Origin of the sequence: Pseudophaeobacter sp. 1A16562 (genome assembly GCF_041008785.1) — a bacterium.
GTDB lineage: Bacteria > Pseudomonadota > Alphaproteobacteria > Rhodobacterales > Rhodobacteraceae > Phycobacter > Phycobacter gallaeciensis_A.
The window spans coordinates 12,819-30,327 of the sequence record NZ_JAXGFT010000001.1; the positions used below are offsets into that span (position 1 = coordinate 12,819).

17 protein-coding genes are annotated in these 17,509 nt (G+C 61.8%); 9 read left to right on the forward strand and 8 right to left on the reverse strand.

Annotated features, from left to right (window positions below):
* Positions 1 to 2: 2 nt before the first annotated feature.
* The 3 genes from SM764_RS00050 to SM764_RS00060 all read right to left on the reverse strand — a co-directional run bounded on the left by SM764_RS00050 (position 3) and on the right by SM764_RS00060 (position 2,831).
* Positions 3 to 137, reverse strand: coding sequence for a hypothetical protein (locus SM764_RS00050; protein ID WP_368999414.1), 135 nt, complete (start codon positions 135 to 137; stop codon positions 3 to 5).
* A 2-nt stretch (positions 138 to 139) separates the two neighbouring features.
* Entirely contained in the window at positions 140 to 1,828 is a 1,689-nt protein-coding gene (locus SM764_RS00055; protein ID WP_369000703.1) for an NAD(P)H-dependent oxidoreductase subunit E, read from the reverse strand.
* Positions 1,829 to 1,922: 94 nt separating this feature from the next.
* Complete coding sequence (locus SM764_RS00060; protein WP_274837687.1) at positions 1,923 to 2,831, reverse strand: LysR family transcriptional regulator; 909 nt, start codon at positions 2,829 to 2,831, stop codon at positions 1,923 to 1,925.
* A 501-nt stretch (positions 2,832 to 3,332) separates the two neighbouring features.
* Here SM764_RS00060 and SM764_RS00065 point away from each other — a divergent pair.
* Entirely contained in the window at positions 3,333 to 3,902 is a 570-nt protein-coding gene (locus SM764_RS00065) for a hypothetical protein (protein ID WP_065272785.1), read from the forward strand.
* Between the two features lie 43 nt (positions 3,903 to 3,945).
* Positions 3,946 to 5,775, forward strand: coding sequence for a methyl-accepting chemotaxis protein (locus SM764_RS00070; RefSeq protein WP_065272784.1), 1,830 nt, complete (start codon positions 3,946 to 3,948; stop codon positions 5,773 to 5,775).
* Positions 5,776 to 5,873: 98 nt separating this feature from the next.
* Here the strand turns inward: SM764_RS00070 and dacB are convergent, their stop codons facing one another.
* On the reverse strand, positions 5,874 to 7,358 hold the full coding sequence (gene dacB, locus SM764_RS00075; RefSeq protein ID WP_369000704.1) for a D-alanyl-D-alanine carboxypeptidase/D-alanyl-D-alanine endopeptidase: 1,485 nt from the start codon (positions 7,356 to 7,358) through the stop codon (positions 5,874 to 5,876).
* Between the two features lie 113 nt (positions 7,359 to 7,471).
* On the opposite strand from dacB, the gene SM764_RS00080 reads away from it, so the two are divergent.
* Positions 7,472 to 8,278 carry a DMT family transporter gene (locus SM764_RS00080; RefSeq protein WP_369000705.1) on the forward strand — a complete coding sequence of 269 codons (807 nt, stop codon included), beginning with the start codon at positions 7,472 to 7,474 and terminating at the stop codon, positions 8,276 to 8,278.
* On the opposite strand, the gene SM764_RS00085 is transcribed toward SM764_RS00080, so the two are convergent.
* The gene (locus tag SM764_RS00085) at positions 8,267 to 8,872 is read right to left on the reverse strand and encodes a nicotinate-nucleotide adenylyltransferase (protein ID WP_369000914.1); all 606 of its coding nucleotides are present in this window, start codon (positions 8,870 to 8,872) and stop codon (positions 8,267 to 8,269) included. The two genes, SM764_RS00080 and SM764_RS00085, sit on opposite strands and share 12 nt — an antisense overlap.
* A gap of 238 nt (positions 8,873 to 9,110) precedes the next feature.
* Between SM764_RS00085 and ettA the strand changes: the two genes are divergently transcribed.
* Together ettA and SM764_RS00095 are read left to right on the forward strand one after the other, a co-directional pair.
* The gene (gene ettA, locus SM764_RS00090; RefSeq protein ID WP_369000706.1) at positions 9,111 to 10,766 is read left to right on the forward strand and encodes an energy-dependent translational throttle protein EttA; all 1,656 of its coding nucleotides are present in this window, start codon (positions 9,111 to 9,113) and stop codon (positions 10,764 to 10,766) included.
* 278 nt (positions 10,767 to 11,044) lie between these two features.
* Positions 11,045 to 11,254, forward strand: a complete 210-nt coding sequence (locus tag SM764_RS00095; protein ID WP_274831237.1) for a hypothetical protein — start codon at positions 11,045 to 11,047, stop codon at positions 11,252 to 11,254.
* Positions 11,255 to 11,295: 41 nt separating this feature from the next.
* On the opposite strand, the gene trxC is transcribed toward SM764_RS00095, so the two are convergent.
* Positions 11,296 to 11,727: a thioredoxin TrxC gene (trxC, locus tag SM764_RS00100; protein ID WP_274836363.1), complete on the reverse strand. Its 432-nt coding sequence runs from the start codon at positions 11,725 to 11,727 to the stop codon at positions 11,296 to 11,298.
* Positions 11,728 to 11,963: 236 nt separating this feature from the next.
* Here trxC and SM764_RS00105 point away from each other — a divergent pair, with 236 nt between their 5' ends.
* Positions 11,964 to 12,515 (forward strand): L,D-transpeptidase, encoded by a 552-nt coding sequence (locus tag SM764_RS00105; RefSeq protein WP_368947133.1) that lies wholly within the window; start codon positions 11,964 to 11,966, stop codon positions 12,513 to 12,515.
* Between the two features lie 230 nt (positions 12,516 to 12,745).
* Complete coding sequence (locus SM764_RS00110) at positions 12,746 to 12,952, forward strand: cold-shock protein (protein ID WP_065272777.1); 207 nt, start codon at positions 12,746 to 12,748, stop codon at positions 12,950 to 12,952.
* A 97-nt stretch (positions 12,953 to 13,049) separates the two neighbouring features.
* Here the strand turns inward: SM764_RS00110 and SM764_RS00115 are convergent, their stop codons facing one another.
* A complete protein-coding gene (locus SM764_RS00115; protein WP_274827810.1) occupies positions 13,050 to 13,691 on the reverse strand; it encodes an arylesterase in 642 nt (213 codons plus the stop codon).
* Between the two features lie 49 nt (positions 13,692 to 13,740).
* Between SM764_RS00115 and SM764_RS00120 the strand changes: the two genes are divergently transcribed.
* Positions 13,741 to 14,448, forward strand: coding sequence for an ABC transporter ATP-binding protein (locus SM764_RS00120; protein WP_065272776.1), 708 nt, complete (start codon positions 13,741 to 13,743; stop codon positions 14,446 to 14,448).
* On the forward strand, positions 14,445 to 16,970 hold the full coding sequence (locus tag SM764_RS00125; protein ID WP_369000707.1) for an ABC transporter permease: 2,526 nt from the start codon (positions 14,445 to 14,447) through the stop codon (positions 16,968 to 16,970). Before SM764_RS00120 ends, SM764_RS00125 begins: the two co-directional genes overlap by 4 nt.
* A 33-nt stretch (positions 16,971 to 17,003) precedes the next feature.
* Here the strand turns inward: SM764_RS00125 and SM764_RS00130 are convergent, their stop codons facing one another.
* Positions 17,004 to 17,450 (reverse strand): RrF2 family transcriptional regulator, encoded by a 447-nt coding sequence (locus tag SM764_RS00130; protein WP_065272774.1) that lies wholly within the window; start codon positions 17,448 to 17,450, stop codon positions 17,004 to 17,006.
* Positions 17,451 to 17,509: the final 59 nt, after the last annotated feature.

Sequence of the window (17,509 nt, forward strand, 5' to 3'; positions counted from 1 at the left end):
GCTCAGATCTCCTTGGCTTGCGAAGATGAGAATAGGGAAGTGCCCGACCCGGGGTGGGCGTGAAGCGCCCGCCCATGGGGGCGGGTCGGGCGCTGCCCGGCGTTACCCGCCGGGCGGAACATCAACTGAAGGATCATGCTCAGATCTCCTCCGGGAAATGTTTCATGGTCAAACGGATCGGGTTCGGCGCAGCCTGGCCCAGACCACAAATAGAGGCATCCACCATGGTCTGGCTCAGCTCCTCCAAAAGGCCCTGATCCCACTTGTCGGCCTGCATCAGTTTTACCGCCTTCTCGCAGCCAGCCCGGCAGGGGGTGCACTGGCCACAGCTTTCATCCTCAAAAAACCGCAGCATATTGAGCGCGGCCTCGCGGGCGCTGTCCTGATCGGACAGGACCACCACGGCAGCGGAACCGATGAATGTGCCATGCGGCTGCAGCGTGTCGAAATCGAGCGGGATGTCATCCATATGCGCCGGAAGCAGACCCGAGGACGGACCGCCCGGCTGATAGGCCTTGAAGGCGTGGCCATCGAGCATACCGCCCGCAGCCTCGATGATATCAGCGATGGTGGAACCTGCGGGCAGCAGATGAACACCGGGGTTCTTGATCCGGCCCGAGACGGAGTAGTTGCGCAGCCCCTTGCGACCGTTTTTTTCAACCGAATTCAGCACTTCGGGGCCAAACCGGCAGATGCGCGCGACCCAGTAGAGGGTTTCGACATTGTGCACGAGCGTCGGCTGCCCAAAGATCCCCACCTGCGCCACAAACGGCGGGCGGTGACGCGGCTCACCGCGCTTGCCTTCGATGCTTTCGATCATCGCGCTTTCTTCGCCGCAGATATAGGCCCCTGCCCCGCGGCGCAGATCGATATAGCCTTCCTCGACAATACCGGCATCTTCCAGCGCCTTGATCTCGCGGCGCAGGATTTCCAGCACCGCCGGATATTCGTCGCGCATATAGATAAAGGCTTTCTCGGCCTCGACGGCCCAGGCGCCGATCAGCATGCCCTCAAGGAACATATGCGGGTCGCGCTCAAGATGGTGACGGTCCTTGAATGTGCCGGGCTCTCCCTCATCGCCATTCACGGCCAGATAGCGGGGACCGGGATTGGCGCGTACAAAGCCCCATTTCTTACCCGAGGGGAAACCGGCGCCGCCAAGACCGCGCAGACCGGCCTCAAGCACCTTGTCCTGCACCGCTTCCCAGTCGCCGCCCGCGCGCAGCTCGGCAAGGATGCGATAGCCGCCATCGGCGACATATTCGGCATAGGTTTGGTAATCAGGGATCTGCGGGTGCGTGTCACCGGCGTGAACGGCGGCAATCGCCTTTTCCGCAGTGGCGTGATCGATGTGATTGTGACCGATCTCCAGCACCGGCGCCGTGTCGCAACGGCCCATGCAAGGCGCGCGCAGCACGCGCACCTCGGACGGGTCCAGCCCATCCTCCAGCGCTTTTTGCAGCTGCTGGGCACCGGCCAGTTCGCAGGACAGGCTGTCGCAAACCCGGATGGTCAGCGCAGGCGGCGGGGTCTCGCCTTCCTTCACCACATCGAAATGTGCGTAGAAACTGGCGACCTCATAGATCTCGGCCTGACCAGTGCGCATTTCCTCGGCCAGCGCCCGGATATGCGCCGCGCTGAGACAGCCATACGCATCCTGGATGAGATGCAGGAATTCGATCAGAAGATCGCGATTGCGGGGGCGGTCCCCCAGAAGTGCCAAGACTTCCTCGTGGGCCTGATCGTCAAGCTGACGACCCTTGGGGGTTTTGCGTCCCTTGCCCTTGCCGGATTTCCATACGCCCTTGCTATTGTCCAACGGTGCCACGTTGATCTCCACTTCGCTGGTGCCATGCGCTTTGGCATTTCATCAGCTGTGAATATCGTCAAATCGCATATTCATAAGGCACGATAACGAAGACTTATTGTTCAAAGGCGGCAACCACGTCCCTCAGCGCCCGGACCGTGGTCAGCTCGGGCTCGCGGTCCAGCGTGGCCATGCAGATCGGCCGCGCCTGTTCCGGCGCCTCCAGCCGCAGCACCCGGGTTCCTTCGATCGGGCCCAGCGCATCTGCCAGCGCTTGCGGCAGGATGGTAGCCACAAGCCCCTCACGCGCCATAATAATAGCGGACATAAAGCCGCTGGATTCCGACAGGACCTCGGGCCGCAGCCCCTGCTCGGCAAAGATCCAATCCAGAATACGCCGGTTCTGCATCGATTGATCCAAGAGGCTCAGCGGCAGTTCAGCAGCCTGTGCCCAGCTGATTTCACCGGCGCCCTCGCCCGCCTGCAGAGCGATCTGCGCCACCAAGCCGACCGGCGCCAGAACCACATAACGTTCGTCGTAAAGCGGCTGCCTGATCACAAGATTTTGTTCGATGGAGTCCATATACGTGAGCCCCGCATCCAGCGTTCCCTCGAACAGACGCTGCTGGATGGCCGCCGAAGACATCACGTTGATTCGAGCTAGAATGCGCGGGTGGGCCTGTTGCAGCCGGTTGACCAACCGCGCCGCGAAACTGGTGGCCGTCGGCACCACACCCAGATCCAGCGTGCCAGTAACCTGCCCGCGGGCCGCCGCGATCTCCTGCTCCAGCGCCCGGGCGTCATCCAGCAGCGACCGGCCCCGCGCCACGATCAGCTCGCCTTCGCCTGTCAAACCCTGAAACCGGTTGCCGCGCCGCACGATGGACACGCCCAACTTGTCCTCCAGGTTGCGGATCCGCATCGAGAAGGCAGGCTGCGACATGCCGCATTCTTGTGCAGCTTTGGCGAAATGCTGGTGTCGGGCCAGCGCCGTCAGCAGTTGTAGGTCTTTGAGCTCAATCATGCGGTGACATTAGGGGCTTGCAGAGTGCAACTTCAATGCCGCGCGGTTCGGTCCAGATCACAATGACTTTTCCAATATTCGAAAGCTCGCGATGCCTGACATAGGCAGAATGCGATGCCATGAATGGAATCGGCGGGTAGCCGCCCCTGTGCCGTCAATATTCAACCATCAAAAACGCCATGAAAACCGCGAGATAACACTTACAATTTTAAGCTTGTTATCTCCAATGCCCGCCTGCGCACGCCTCCCTTCCCCCTGTTTCAAGGCTGTGTCTTCCTTACTGCGCCCTGTCACACAATCGTGATTTTGAATGTAATTCAGAGGCTTGCTGCATTTCGCAGGCACGCCCCCGATCAGTCGCTGCAACGCAGAATTTCCCTTCAAAACCTGGCCCAAAGGCCGCCCGGGACCCTCACTGCACCGTTAATTCATCCGTAAACCCTTGGACCTAGCGTCGATCATGGTCTGCATCCCGACCTAAATCACAGCAAAGAGTATCCAATGCGTATAGTTACCTGTTCCGCCCTGTTTTCCCTTGTTCTGTCGCCCGTCTGGGCCAACGACTTTGAGCCAAGCATGAAAGCGTATCTGGAAAATAGCATCCGTGACTGGGCAACCGCCCCGGTTCTGATTGATGCCATCAACGGGCAAAACGCCCGGACTTCCGGCTATTCGCAGGCTCAGATCGATGCCATGGACACAGCTTGGCGCGCCGAAGTGGGGACCGCCTCCACACCGACGATCACGCCTGTGCTGGAGAATGCCGCCGCCGACTTCCTGCGCGAGCAGGTGGTGAAATCGGGTGGCCAGATCACCGAAGTTTTCGTCATGGATGCCCATGGGCTGAACGTGGCTGCCTCGGCGGCGACCTCTGACATGTGGCAAGGCGACGAGGCCAAGTTCCAGCAGACCTACCCCGTCGGCCCGGATGCCGCGCACTTCGGGGATGTCGAGCTTGATGCATCTACCCAAAGCTATCAGGCGCAAATCTCGCTTACCATTGTGGATCCCGCAACCGGCGCTCCGATCGGAGCAATGACGGTGGCTGTTGACGCTGAATCGCTGATGTAATCCAGCGCGTTCCACGCACTGCAAAAGATCGAAAGGTGCACAAATGAAAGTCCGTCTTCCCTCGATATCCCTGTTCAAAGGCATGTCGGTATTCATGAAATGCTGCCTGTTGATCGCGGCAACCACTCTGGTGGTAGCCGGATCGCTGACCTACAAGAACGAGAAGACCTTCAAGGCCGCCGTTGAAAAGGGCGTCCGCACGCTGGGCAGCGGGGTCACAATCACCGTGGCGGCCCGCAGTGGCGGCGCCATCCGGTTTGGGGACTCGGACCGGCTGTCGGCTGATATCGAGAAACTGATCGAACTGTCCGATGGCCGCGCCCTGGCAGGGGTTGCCGTAAACAAGGATGGCAAGGTCGTTGCAACCGGTGGAGAAATCAGCGAAGCCGACCTGGCAAAGCTGAGCGAGCTCGGCCATGCCTCGGCTCAGTCTGGTCAGACGGAAATGTCGGCGGACGGTTACTATGTTGCTGCTCCCGCGACGGCCGGGGCCGATGGATCCGTCATTGTCGGCTCTGTCGCAATGCTCTGGTCGCCCGAGGTGGCCTTTGCCGAAGCCGCCTTTGACGAAATGATGTCCATGGTCTTCGCGATTGCCGCCTTTGTGATCATGTGTACACTATCGGTCTTTGCACTGCGCTCTATCCTGTCGCGCCCGCTCAGCAGCGTCACCAAGTCGATCGACGTGATTGCCGACGGCGATTACGACACCGAAGTCAGCCACCTGGACCGCCGCGACGAAATCGGCCGAATTGCCCAGACGCTGGATCATTTGAAGTCCCAACTGGCCGCCGCCCGTGAGGTGGAGGAGCAGCGCAAGGTGGCCCAGGCTGAGCAGAAAAAGGTCGTCGAAACGCTGAACGTGGCGCTGCAGGACATGTCCGAAGGCGATCTGAGCAAGACCATCGACACGCCCTTTGCCACCGAATACGAAAGCCTGCGCCAGAACTACAATGCCACCGTGGAAAAGATGGTCGGCATCATCGACGCGGTGATCGACAATTCGACCCGCATCCGGGAAAACTCCGAGGAAATCAGCCAGTCGTCCAGCGATCTGTCGCAGCGCACCGAAAGCCAGGCGGCCACGCTGGAGGAGACTGCAGCGGCCATGGAAGAGCTGACCGTCAGCGTCCGCTCCGCCGCCGATGGCGCCAAGGAAGTTGAAACCATCGTGACCGAGGCGAAATCCACCGCCGAGCAAAGCGGCAAGGTGGTGACCGATGCGGTCAACGCGATGTCCCAGATCGAAACCTCTTCCGAAAAGATCTCGCAGATCATCTCGGTCATTGACGATATCTCCTTCCAGACCAACCTTCTGGCGCTGAACGCCGGGGTGGAAGCCGCCCGTGCAGGCGAAGCAGGCCGTGGCTTTGCCGTCGTTGCCTCGGAAGTGCGTGCCCTGGCGCAGCGTTCCTCGGATGCTGCTCAGGAGATCAAGGGCCTCATCGCCGAAAGTTCCCAGCATGTGAACAAGGGCGTTGATCTTGTCGGCAAGGCCGGTGACGAGCTGAAGAAGATCATCGACCGCGTCGGCACCATCTCCGGCCATATCTCCGAGATCGCCGGCGGCGCCCGGGAACAGTCGACAACACTGGCCGAGATCAACACCGGCGTCACCCAGCTGGATCAGGTCACCCAGCACAACGCCGCCATGGTCGAAGAGGCAACCGCCGCAGCCCAGATCCTGCGCAACGATGCCAACGAACTGGCCCGGCATGTCTCGGTCTTCAACACCGGGGGCGGTCGTCGCCCCGTGGCCAGCATCGCAACGATGCCCGCGCCTTCGGCCCACCCGGCACCCGGCAGCGAGAACGACGATTTCTTTGCGGACGAGCCGCCTGCGAAAGTGGCGGTAGGCTGGGAAGACTTCTGATCCCCGCCCACTCCTCAAGGATAAAAAAACGCGGCCCAATAGGGGCCGCGTTTTTCATTGTAAGGGGGCACCATCGGCCTTTTGGGAAGGCCCCAGTGTCAACTTCCGTAAACGCTGCCCCAGCGCTCGATCAGCATCTGTTGCAGCGCTTTCGCCTTGCGGTTCCATCCACGCGCGCCTGGCGGGCGCTCCCGGTCGGCGCGTTTGATCCGTGACCGGGCCGTGGTGTTAGCAGCAAAGATCGCAAAGGCCAGCTCGGTGCCGTCGGCAGCGGTCATGAAGCCGCCCAGCCCTGAGACGAAATTCAGGGTCCCGGTCTTGGCCAGCACTTTGATGGGATGAGATTTCAAGACCCGCCCTTTGCGGTCCCTCATCGGAAACGGTTTCAGCAGGGGCTTCAGCTGCCCTGCCCCATGGGCCGCGATCAGCACCGTGACCAGATCATCCGGCGTCATCCGCGAGGCATCGCCAAGGCCCGAATGATCCACCAACCGGCTGTCTTTCATACCGTATTTACGCGCTGCCCAATCGCTCATCTGGGCAGCGGACTGCCGCAGCGATCCGGGACGCTTGCCCGCTGCTGCTGTCGCCGACATGCCGATCATTTCAGCCATCAGATTGTTGGAATACTTCAGCATCGCCTTCAGCATCACACTCAGCGGCGGGCTCTGATGCTGGGCAAGAACCTGCGTCTGCGGCAGGCTCTGCGTGACCTTGGCCTTGCGCAGGGCAATACCGTGCGACCGCGCCAGGGTCCGGAACACATCGCCCGCATATTCCGCCGGGCGCCGCACCGGCAACCAGCGCGAACCACCATTGCCCAGCGCCTGACTGGCCACGGTCCAGGTATCGGCGCCGCCCCGGTCCACATAGGTATAGACCGGCAGGGCGCGGTTCTTCACCGCCATGCGCGCCATGGCAACTTCGGGGCGGTATTTCTCGGTGCGGGCATCCATGCTGACGGACCAGCCCTTGGCCCCGCGTTTCCATTCGAAATGAACACGGTTGAAATTGAGCGCGATGCCAGACACCGCCGGGCTGTAACCCACGTGATCCGGCTGCTCCGGATCGATCGACTGCACCTGTGGCAAGGCGCCATCCCAGACTTTGAAATCGCCACGCACCTCACGCAGGCCCGCGGCCTTCATGCTACGCGCCAGCTGCGCCAGATGGTCGGTGTTCAGCATCGGATCGCCGCCACCAGCAAGGATCAGATCACCATGCAGCACGCCACTGCGGATCTGGCCTGCGGCCAGAACCTGGGTGGTAAACCGGTGTTCAGCCCCCAGCACATCCAGCGAATAAAGCGCCGTCAGGGTTTTTGCGACGCTGGCCGGCGGCAGCCCGGCCGCGCCCGCTTGCGATTCAAGCCGCGCCCCGGTTTTGACATCCGCCACCGCGCAGGCAACCTTGCCCTGCAGGCCAGAGCCCGCCAGGATCGCCTCCAGATCCGCAGCCGCTGCTCCGGCAAGTACCTTTTTCCGAGCTACAGGACGCAGGGACACCGTCGGCGCATTGGCCCAGCTTGCCGATCCTGCTAGCGCCGCTATCCCGGCGCCAAGGAATTTTCGTCGCGATATCATATCTGTCAGTGTCTTATAAAAACTGCCAAACGACAAACCCGGGCGGCTTTTTCTGTTTCGCCTCCGTGCCCTGCCTGCTACCGCTGGCCCCCATGTTCCAAGCAGTCACTATCATGTTCATCGCCATGTCAATGATCCCCGCCGGGGATCTTTGCGGGAAGTTATTGACCAGCGGCGGCCTGGCAACACCCGGGTTCGTGGCCTGGTCCCGTTTTGCCATCGGTGCGCTGCTGGTGCTGCCCTTTGCCCCCCGGGGCTGCCTGCGCCTGCTGAAGGACTGGCGGATCTGGCTGCGCGCGAGCCTCATCACCGGCGGTATCCTGTCGATCCAGACGGCCCTGCAGACAGAGGCGATCGCCGATGTCTTTGCCGCCTTCTTCATCGGGCCGGTGATCAGCTATGTACTGTCCGTGACCCTTTTGCGGGAAAGTACCACGCCGCTGCGCGCAATCTTGATGGGCGCGGGCTTCTGCGGTGTGCTTCTGGTGGTCCGCCCCGGTTTCGGTGGCTCGGCCAATCTGATGTATGCGGTTCTGGCGGGTTGTTTCTACGGCTGTTTCCTGACGGCGTCGCGCTGGCTGGCCCATGTCGGCAAACCGGTCGAGCTGAGCTTTACGCAGCTCCTGCTCAGCGCGCTGTTTCTGTTGCCGCTTGGCCTGTCCAACCTGCCCGAGGCGAGTCTCTCTACCGCCGCCCTGACCGTCGGAAGCGCGACCTTTTCCATGCTGGGGAACCTACTCTTGCTTTATGCCTACAGCCGGACCGAGGCCTCGCGTCTGGCCCCCACGGTGTATTTCCAGCTGATCGCGGCGGTGCTGCTGGGCTGGGCCGTCTTCGGTCAATTGCCGGATCTTCTGACATGGGCCGGGCTTCTGGTGGTGATCAGCGCCGGGATCGCCTCGGCCAGCTTACGTCGCTGACCAGTCCCCCCGCGCGCGGATTTCCGTCGAACTGGTATCGACCATCGGCACATTCAGGAAACACCAGGCAGGAGTCTCTGCCCCGGCCAGCAGGTGGCTCTGGCTGCTTTTCAGCCGGTATTGCCCATAGATCTTCGCAGCCGGAGACAGCCGCGCCGAGATCCGGTCGCCGGGGCGCGCCAGCACCCCGACCGGCACCGCCTCAAGGATCTCGCGCCAGTCCTTCCAGCGGTGAAAATGGGTGAGGTTGTCCGCCCCCATCAGCCAAACAAATCGCACGCCGGGATAACGCGCCCGCAGATGCCGCAGGGTCTCCGCCGTGTAACGCGTGCCAAGGCGCGCCTCGATATCGCTGATCTCGATCCGCGGATGCTGCATCATCTCCCGCGCCGCCGCGACCCGCCGCTCCAGCGTGGCCGGGGCACGGGATTTGAGAGGATTACCGGGCGACACCAGCCAGAGCATCCGATCCAGCCCAAACCGTTTCAGCGCCGCAAGACTGATCTGCACATGCCCCATGTGCGGCGGATCAAAGGAGCCGCCAAGCAGCCCCACGCGCATGCCGGGCCGAAGATATGGAAATCCACAGGTCATGGCCACTTGATGCGCATAGTTCTGCGGGGAAATCAATTGGGTGCGCCCCTCGGTTCGGACGCGGGTCCTTCCCAGGTGAGGCAAACCGCGCATTGGAGCGTTGCACTGATGGTTTATGCACACCTCCAAGATGCTGTGCGCGTCAGAGCCTCAGCCCCGCGCGCCTACCCGATTGCTCCTTCCCTGCCCATCCGCTATCACACCGGGCAGCGAATTTCCCCGATTATGGAGCAGTCACATGGCCGCCTATCAATACGTCTACCACATGCAGGGGGTCTCCAAGACCTACCCCGGTGGCAAGAAATGCTTTGAAAACATCCACCTGTCCTTTCTGCCCGGCGTGAAGATCGGTGTCGTCGGCGTCAACGGCGCCGGTAAATCGACTCTGCTGCGCATCATGGCCGGGATCGACAAGGATTTCACCGGTGAAGCCTGGGCCGCCGAAGGCGCCAAGGTGGGCTACCTGCCGCAGGAACCGCAGCTGGACGAAAGCCTGTCGGTGCGTGAAAACGTCATGCTGGGCGTTGCGGAAAAGAAAGCAATTCTGGACCGTTACAACGAACTGGCGATGAACTACTCGGACGAAACCGCCGAGGAAATGGCCAAGCTGCAGGACGAGATCGACGCCCAGAACCTCTGGGATCTGGACAGCCAGATCGACGTGTCGATGGAGGCGCTGCGCTGCCCGCCGGATGACGCAGACGTGAAGACCCTCTCGGGCGGTGAAAAACGCCGGGTGGCCTTGTGCAAACTGCTGCTCGAAGCGCCCGACGTGCTGCTGCTCGACGAACCGACCAACCACCTCGATGCCGAAACCATCGCCTGGCTGCAGCAGCACCTCATTGATTACAAAGGCACAATCCTCTGCGTCACCCACGACCGTTATTTCCTCGATGATATCACCAGCTGGATTCTGGAGCTGGACCGCGGCGCCGGTGTGCCCTGGGAAGGCAACTATTCCAGCTGGCTGGAGCAGAAGGCCAAACGGCTGGAGCAGGAAGCCCGCGAAGACAAATCCAAGCAGAAAACGCTGGAGCGCGAACTGGAATGGATGCGTCAGGGTCAGAAGGCACGTCAGGCCAAATCCAAGGCCCGTATTGCCGCCTATAACGAGTTGGCAAACCAGTCCGAACGCGAAAAGGTCGGCCGCGCCCAGATCGTCATCCCCAATGGTCCGCGCCTTGGCTCCAAGGTGATCGAGGTCCACGGTCTGTCCAAACACTATGGCGACAAGCAGCTGATCGAAGGGCTGGACTTCTCGCTGCCGCCCGGCGGCATCGTCGGCGTGATCGGCCCCAACGGCGCCGGTAAATCGACTCTGTTCCGCATGCTGACCGGGCAGGAACAGCCCGACGATGGCACCGTCGAATTCGGCGATACGGTAAAGCTTTCATACGTCGACCAGTCGCGCGATGATCTCAATGACAATGAAACCGTCTGGGAAGCGATTTCCGGTGGCGCCGAGATCATCGAACTGGGCGACGCGCAGGTAAACTCCCGCGCCTATTGCTCTTCCTTCAACTTCAAGGGCGGCGATCAGCAGAAAAAGCTGAACCTGCTATCCGGTGGTGAGCGCAACCGCGTCCACATGGCCCGGCTCCTGAAAGAAGGCGGCAACGTGCTGCTGCTTGACGAACCGACCAACGATTTGGACGTGGAAACCCTGCGCGCGCTCGAAGACGCGCTGGTGGATTTCGCGGGCTGCGCGGTTGTCATCTCGCACGACCGTTTCTTCCTCGACCGGATCTGTACCCACATCCTGGCCTTTGAAGGCGATGCGCATGTGGAGTGGTTCGAGGGCAACTTCGAAGATTACGAAGAAGACAAGAAACGCCGCCTTGGCGCCGACGCGCTGGAACCCAAGCGCCTGAAGCACAAGAAATTCGTGCGTTAAACCTCAGCCGGGCCTGTCCATATGGCAGGCCCGGGTCTGACCCTAGGGAGGTGCGAAAGCGCCTTGCCGCGGGGAAAGTCTGGCGCGGTCAGAACTATAAAAAGCCTGCAAAACGCAGGGCCAGATGCCCAACCGCCCCACTCCCTGCCGTGGATTTTCCACAGCTTCGCCGCAGACCCATCCAGATTTAAACAAAATCTTAAAAACTATTGTCTGTAGTGAAAGACACGGGCTGAGGTATCGTCCTTTCGTCGATCTATCCGGAAACAGGAGAAGACATGGCACTTGCAGGCATCATGATGGGAACGCTGACCGGTTTCTTCTCGGCGCTGTTCAGCCTTGTTGTACTGGGCCATTCCGTCTGGACCAGTCTTCTGGTCTACTCCGGCGTCGGCATTGCAACAGCGCTGGTGCTGACGATTGCGGTGCTGTTGCGCAATCTTTCTGATGCACCGCACCTGACTGACGAGGCGACGGCCGAGGCCTGAACGCTGGGTCCAGCCTCGAACGCAGCCCGTTTAGGCGACCGTTACGCCGGGCTTTGCACCCATCCGACAATCTGACCTTCGCTCAGCGCGCCTGACTGGCGCTTGCTCTCGCGGCCGCGCTCAAAGGCGACCATGGTCGGAATACCGCGAATCCGATAGCGCGCGCCGGTGGACTGGTGGTCCTGGGTGTTCAGCTTCACCAGCCGCGCCTTGCCCGCCAGCTTCTTCGACGCCTTGGAGAACTCCGGCGCCATCATCCGGCAGGGGCCGCACCAGGGCGCCCAGAAATCCACCACCAGCGGCAGGTCATCATTCTTGGCTGCCTTTTGCAGAATGGCCGGATCGATATCCAGCGGCGCATCCGGGATCAGAGCCGCGCCACAGGTGCCGCACTTGGCGCCTGCGGTCACTTTCTCCTCGGGCACCCGATTCAGCTGGGCGCAGGACAGGCAGGTCAGGGTTTTGGCTCCCATGACAGGATCCTCCTCAAAAGGGGTCTGGCGCAGAGGGCGCTGCGCCTCTGCTAAAATATTCAAAATTCCATATAGGAATGAAACCGTCCCCAGCAAGAGGCGCACATGCACTGTCAATCACCGCCTCAGGTCATTGTGATCACACCTCTGACTGCATGCTTCCCGCCCCCATTGACGCAAATTCAGCACCAGATCAAAATATTGATCTGTAACGTTCCATAGTAAATGAGGCCGATATGATTTCACGCCGCCTGTTTCTCGCCAGTTCCGTCCTCGCCGCGACCCTTCCTGGTTTTGCCGCTGCTGAGGGTGCTTTCGATCCGACTCCTCAGGTCGTGAGAATCAAGAAAGAATTCGCCCCCGGGCAAATTCTGGTCCTGCCCCGGTCCTATTACCTCTATTTCGTGACAGAGCCCCGCAAGGCGATCCGTTATGGGGTCGGGGTCGGCCGGGCGGGCCTGGAATTCACCGGCAGCGCGGTGATCGAGGCCAAGAAGGAATGGCCCACCTGGCGGCCGACGCAGGAAATGATCGAGCGCAGCCCGCGCACCTACAGCCGGTTTGCAGGCAACAAGTACATCCAGCCGGGCGGCCCCGATAACCCATTGGGCGCGCGGGCTCTTTACCTGTTTCAGAACGGCATCGACACCTATTTCCGCATCCATGGCACCAACCAGCCGGACACCATCGGGCATTCGGTGTCCAACGGTTGCATCCGCATGCTGAACGAACATGTGGTGGACCTTTATGAACGGGTTCCGCTGGGCACCGTCGTGACCGTTCTTTAGGCGCTGCGCGCATGGCAACAGGCGCATTTTAGCCACACAGCAAAAATCCCCACCAAGATAAGGCGCGCGTTTTTCTTGCGTGATGGGGGCAGGATGGCCAATGCTGTTACTGCGACGTTACGCGAATGACATTACTGTACGCCTTACAGGCACGGTCGTGACCATCTGCTGATGCGGCCGCCTGACCGCACCGGCGGTTAGACTGAGACTAGACTTTAGGAGTACAGACGATGGCCACAGGCACCGTCAAATGGTTCAACACAACCAAAGGCTATGGATTTATTGCCCCCGATGCGGGCGGCAAAGACGTATTTGTTCACATTTCAGCGGTTGAACGCTCGGGCCTGACCGGCCTCGCAGACAACCAAAAAGTATCCTACGAGCTGCAACCGGGCCGTGATGGCCGCGAGTCGGCCGTGGATCTTCAACTGCTCTGACTGCCGGGTAAATCCTCCGGACCAGCGCTACGATGCTGCAGCTCCCTGCCTGGGGGCTGCTTTCTCGGTCGTTCTTGCTGCAGTGTTAAGGAGCGGCTCAGCCCGAAACCCGTGCCACGAGTTGCAGCGCGACCGGACCTAGCGCCTCGATATTTTCCCGAACGCCTTCGGCATTTGGGTGGATATCGTCGTCCTGCATGAATTCTTGCGCCTTGGCGGGATCCCCTCCGACACGTTCAAAAATCCCGGCGAAGGCATCCGGGTGCAGCAGGGCGCCGAACTCCTTGGCCAGATCCGGGTACACAGCGTTGAACGCGGCCCGATAATCGGGTCCATAGTTATTGGGCGCCCGCATGCCGACCAGCAGGACCTCGGTGTCGGCCTGTTCTGCGGCGCTCAGGATCTTGCTCAAATTGGCGCGCATTTCCTCGGCCGACAGGCCGCGCAGCAGATCGTTGCCGCCCAGAAGGACGATCAGAGCGTCGGGGTCATCCGCCAGCGTCCAGTCGATCCGCGCTGCCCCACCCGCGCTCGTGTCGCCCGAGACGCCCGCGTTGGTGATCTCGACCTCGGCGCCGTGCGCCTGCAGCCAGTGTTCCAGCTGGGGCACGAATCCATCCCCCTGTGGCAGGCCATATCCCTGCACCAGACTGTCGCCAAACGCCGTGATCCGCACCGGTTCGGCCCAGGCCGCAGAGACACTGATCAGAAATCCGATTATCACCCATACCTTGCGCATTGTCACAATCGCTCCATATCCGAAAGAACACATTCAACAGGCCGCCTTTATGACAGATCAAAACCGCCCCGTTCTTCACCTCAAAGATGCGTCTTTGACCCTGAATGGCAATACCGGTCCCGTCCGTATTTTGCAGGACATCACCCTGGATGTGCACAAGGGCGAGACACTGGGCATGATCGGCGCCTCGGGATCGGGGAAATCCTCGCTCTTGATGCTGATGGGCGGGCTTGAACAAGCCACCGGTGGTACAATTACGGCACTGGGGCAGGATCTGACCGCGATGAACGAAGACGCACTGGCCCATTTCCGCCGCGATCACATGGGGGTGGTCTTTCAGAACTTTCATCTGATCCCAGCGATGACAGCGCTGGAAAACGTGGCGACCCCGCTTGAGCTGGCCGGGGTTACGGATGCCTTTGAACGCGCGCAGGCGGAGCTCGACGCTGTCGGTCTTGGCCACCGTTCAGGCCACTACCCGGCACAGCTGTCCGGCGGTGAACAACAGCGGGTGGCGCTGGCCCGCGCGCTGGCGCCGCGCCCGGCGATCCTGCTGGCGGATGAACCCACCGGCAATCTGGACGAGGCCAACGGCGCCGCCGTGATGGATCTGCTATTTGGCCTGCGCGACCGTTATGGCGCCACGCTGATCATGGTCACCCATGCGCCGGAACTCGCCGCCCGCTGCGACCGGGTCGTGCGACTGCGCGATGGGCATCTGCTGGATGATCGGGCCGCGCACGAGGCCGCGGAATGAAGTTTCCAGATCTTCGCCTCGCCTGGCGTTTTGCCCTGCGTGAGTTGCGCAGCGGGCTGAAGGGATTTCGCATTTTCCTGGCCTGCCTTGCGCTGGGCGTCGGGGTGATCGCCGCCATCGGTTCGATACGCGCCTCGATCGAGGCCGGGCTAACCCGCGAGGGTGCCACCATGCTGGGCGGCGATGCGGAGATGTCCTTTACCTACCGCTTTGCCAACGAGGAAGAGCGCGCCTGGATGGCCTCCATCGCCGAGCGCAGCTCGGAAATTGCCGACTTCCGCTCCATGGCAGTAGTGGGCGAGGAACGCGCGCTGACACAGGTGAAGGCGGTCGATGGGCTTTACCCCCTGACGGGGACCCTGCGCCTGTCGCCCGACATTCCGCTGGAAGACGCGCTGGCGGGATCGACCGGGGTGCCCGGCGGTCTGATGGAGCGGGTCCTGGCGGACCGTCTGGGCCTTGCGCCCGGGGATGTCTTCCGTCTTGGTACCCAGGATCTGCGCCTCGCGGCCATTATCGAAAACGAACCGGATGCGGCGGCATCCGGCTTCACCCTCGGCCCACGCACGATTGTTGCCACAACCGCGCTGGCGCAGTCGGGTTTGCTGGAGCCGGGAACGCTATATTCCTCAAAATACCGGCTTGATCTGCCCCCCGGTGCAAACCTTGAACAGCTGCAAGCTGCCGCCGAGGAGCGGTTTGCCAATTCCGGCATGCGCTGGCGCGATGCACGCAATGGTGCCCCGGGCATCACCTCCTTTGTAGAGCGCCTGGGCGGGTTCCTGGTGCTGGTCGGCCTCTCCGGCCTCGCGGTGGGCGGTGTCGGCGTTTCGGCCGCCGTACGCGCCTTTCTGGCAGGCAAGACCGAAACCATTGCCACCCTGCGCACCCTTGGCGCCGGGCGGCAGGTGATCTTTCTCACCTATTTCCTGCAAATCGGGGTGCTGGCGCTCTTGGGCATTGCCATGGGCATGGCGATCGGCGGGCTTGGACCGGTTCTGGTGGGGCCGCTGATCGCCGCGCAGCTGCCATTTCCCGCGATCTTCTCAGTCTACCCCGGCGCGCTGGCCGAGGCGGCGCTTTATGGTCTGCTGACCGCCTTCATCTTTGCGCTCTGGCCGCTGGCCCGGGCTGAGCGGATCCGCGCAGCGGCGCTGTTCCGCGATGCCTTTGCCGGTGGCAGCAGCCTGCCCGCGCCCCGTTATGTGCTCGCAACCGCGCTGGCACTGGCGCTGCTGGTGGCCGCGGCGGCCCTATTCAGCGGATCGGTGCGGCTGACGCTCTGGACCGCTGGCGGGCTTGGGGGGGCGCTGGCCGTCCTGATGGTGGCCGCGCTGATCCTTGGCGGTCTGGCCCGGCGCGCCGCGCGCATTGCCCGTGGACGCCCGGCCCTGCGATGGGCGCTAGCGGCGATTGGCACCTCCCGCGATGGCGCGGTTCCAGCCGTTCTGGCGCTGGGTCTTGGCCTGACTGTTCTGGCCGCCATCGGGCAGATCGACGGCAATATGCGCCGCGCCATCACCGGCACCCTGCCAGATGTCGCTCCCTCCTATTTCTTCGTCGACATCCAGCGCGATCAGATGCCCGCCTTTCTGGATCGGGTCGAAGGCGACCCCGCCGTCAGCCGTATCGAAAGCGCACCGATGCTGCGCGGGGTCGTGACTGGCATCAACGGTCAGCCCGCCAGCGAAGTCGCTGGAGATCACTGGGTGGTGCGCGGCGACCGTGGCCTCACCTACGCAGGCGCCAAACCCGAAAACACCCAAATCACCGCAGGCACCTGGTGGGACGAAAACTACAGCGGCCCGCCACAGATCAGCCTGGCCGAAGAAGAGGCCGGAGAGCTCGGCATTGCCATCGGCGACACCATGACGGTGAATGTACTGGGCCGCGACATCACCGCCACAGTCACCAGTTTCCGCTCGGTCGATTTTTCCACCGCCGGGATGGGTTTCGTGATTGCCATGAACGAATCCGCGCTGGCCGCTGCGCCGCACAGCTATATCGCCACCGTCTATGCCGAGGAGCAGGCCGAGGCGCAGATCCTGCGGGATCTGGCCCAGGAAATGCCGAATATCACCGCGATCCGGGTGCGCGATGCGGTGGACCGGGTGTCCGACATCCTGCGCCAGCTGGCAGCGGCGACTTCATACGGGGCGGCGGCAACTCTGCTGACCGGGTTCCTGGTGCTGCTTGGCACCGCAGCCGCCGGAGAACCCGCCCGCCGCTACGAGGCTGCTTTGCTGAAAACACTCGGGGCACCACGCGCGCAGATCCTGAAAAGCTTTGCGCTGCGCTCCATCATTCTGGGCGCAGGCGCGGGCATGGTGGCGCTGGCGGCAGGTATCGCCGGAGCCTGGGCAGTGAATTCCTATGTGTTTGAAACCAGCTACAGCATCATCTGGCCGAATGCGCTGGCCGTGGTCGGCGGCGGGATCCTGACGACACTTCTGGCCGGTCTTGCCTTCGCTTTGCGTCCGCTGGCAGCCCGTCCGGCCCGCATTCTGCGCGCCCGAGATTGATTAGCTGCCCCGACAACGGGGCGGCAACTGCGATCACCGGGTGCAGGTAGCTGGTTGCAGCAAGCGCATCAGATCCGGATTGTCGCAGATCAGAGAATCCAATGAGACGTTGTCGAGGGATTCGTAGAAAGCCTGCGCCGCATCCGAAAGCGCCAGCCGCAGCCGACAGGCATCGACCAAGGGGCAGGTGTTATCGGCGTCAGCAAAACATTCCACCATCGGCAGATCGCCTTCGATATGACGAAACACGTCACCGATCCGGATCTCAGTGGCGGTTCGCCCCAGGCTCATACCGCCATTGCGGCCCCGCTGGGTGTGCAGGTAGCCAAGCTGGCTCAGCTGATTGATCACCTGCGCCAAATGATTTTCTGATATATTGCAGGACTCTGCGATCTCTGATTTGGTCACCAACCGGTCAGCATTGGCCGCACAGTACATCAGCAACCGGACGGCAATATTCGTCCTCTTTGTAATTCGCATCGTTCTGCACCCCTCAAAACATGCAGATTACAGTATATATTTTTTCAGCGCCCGATTTG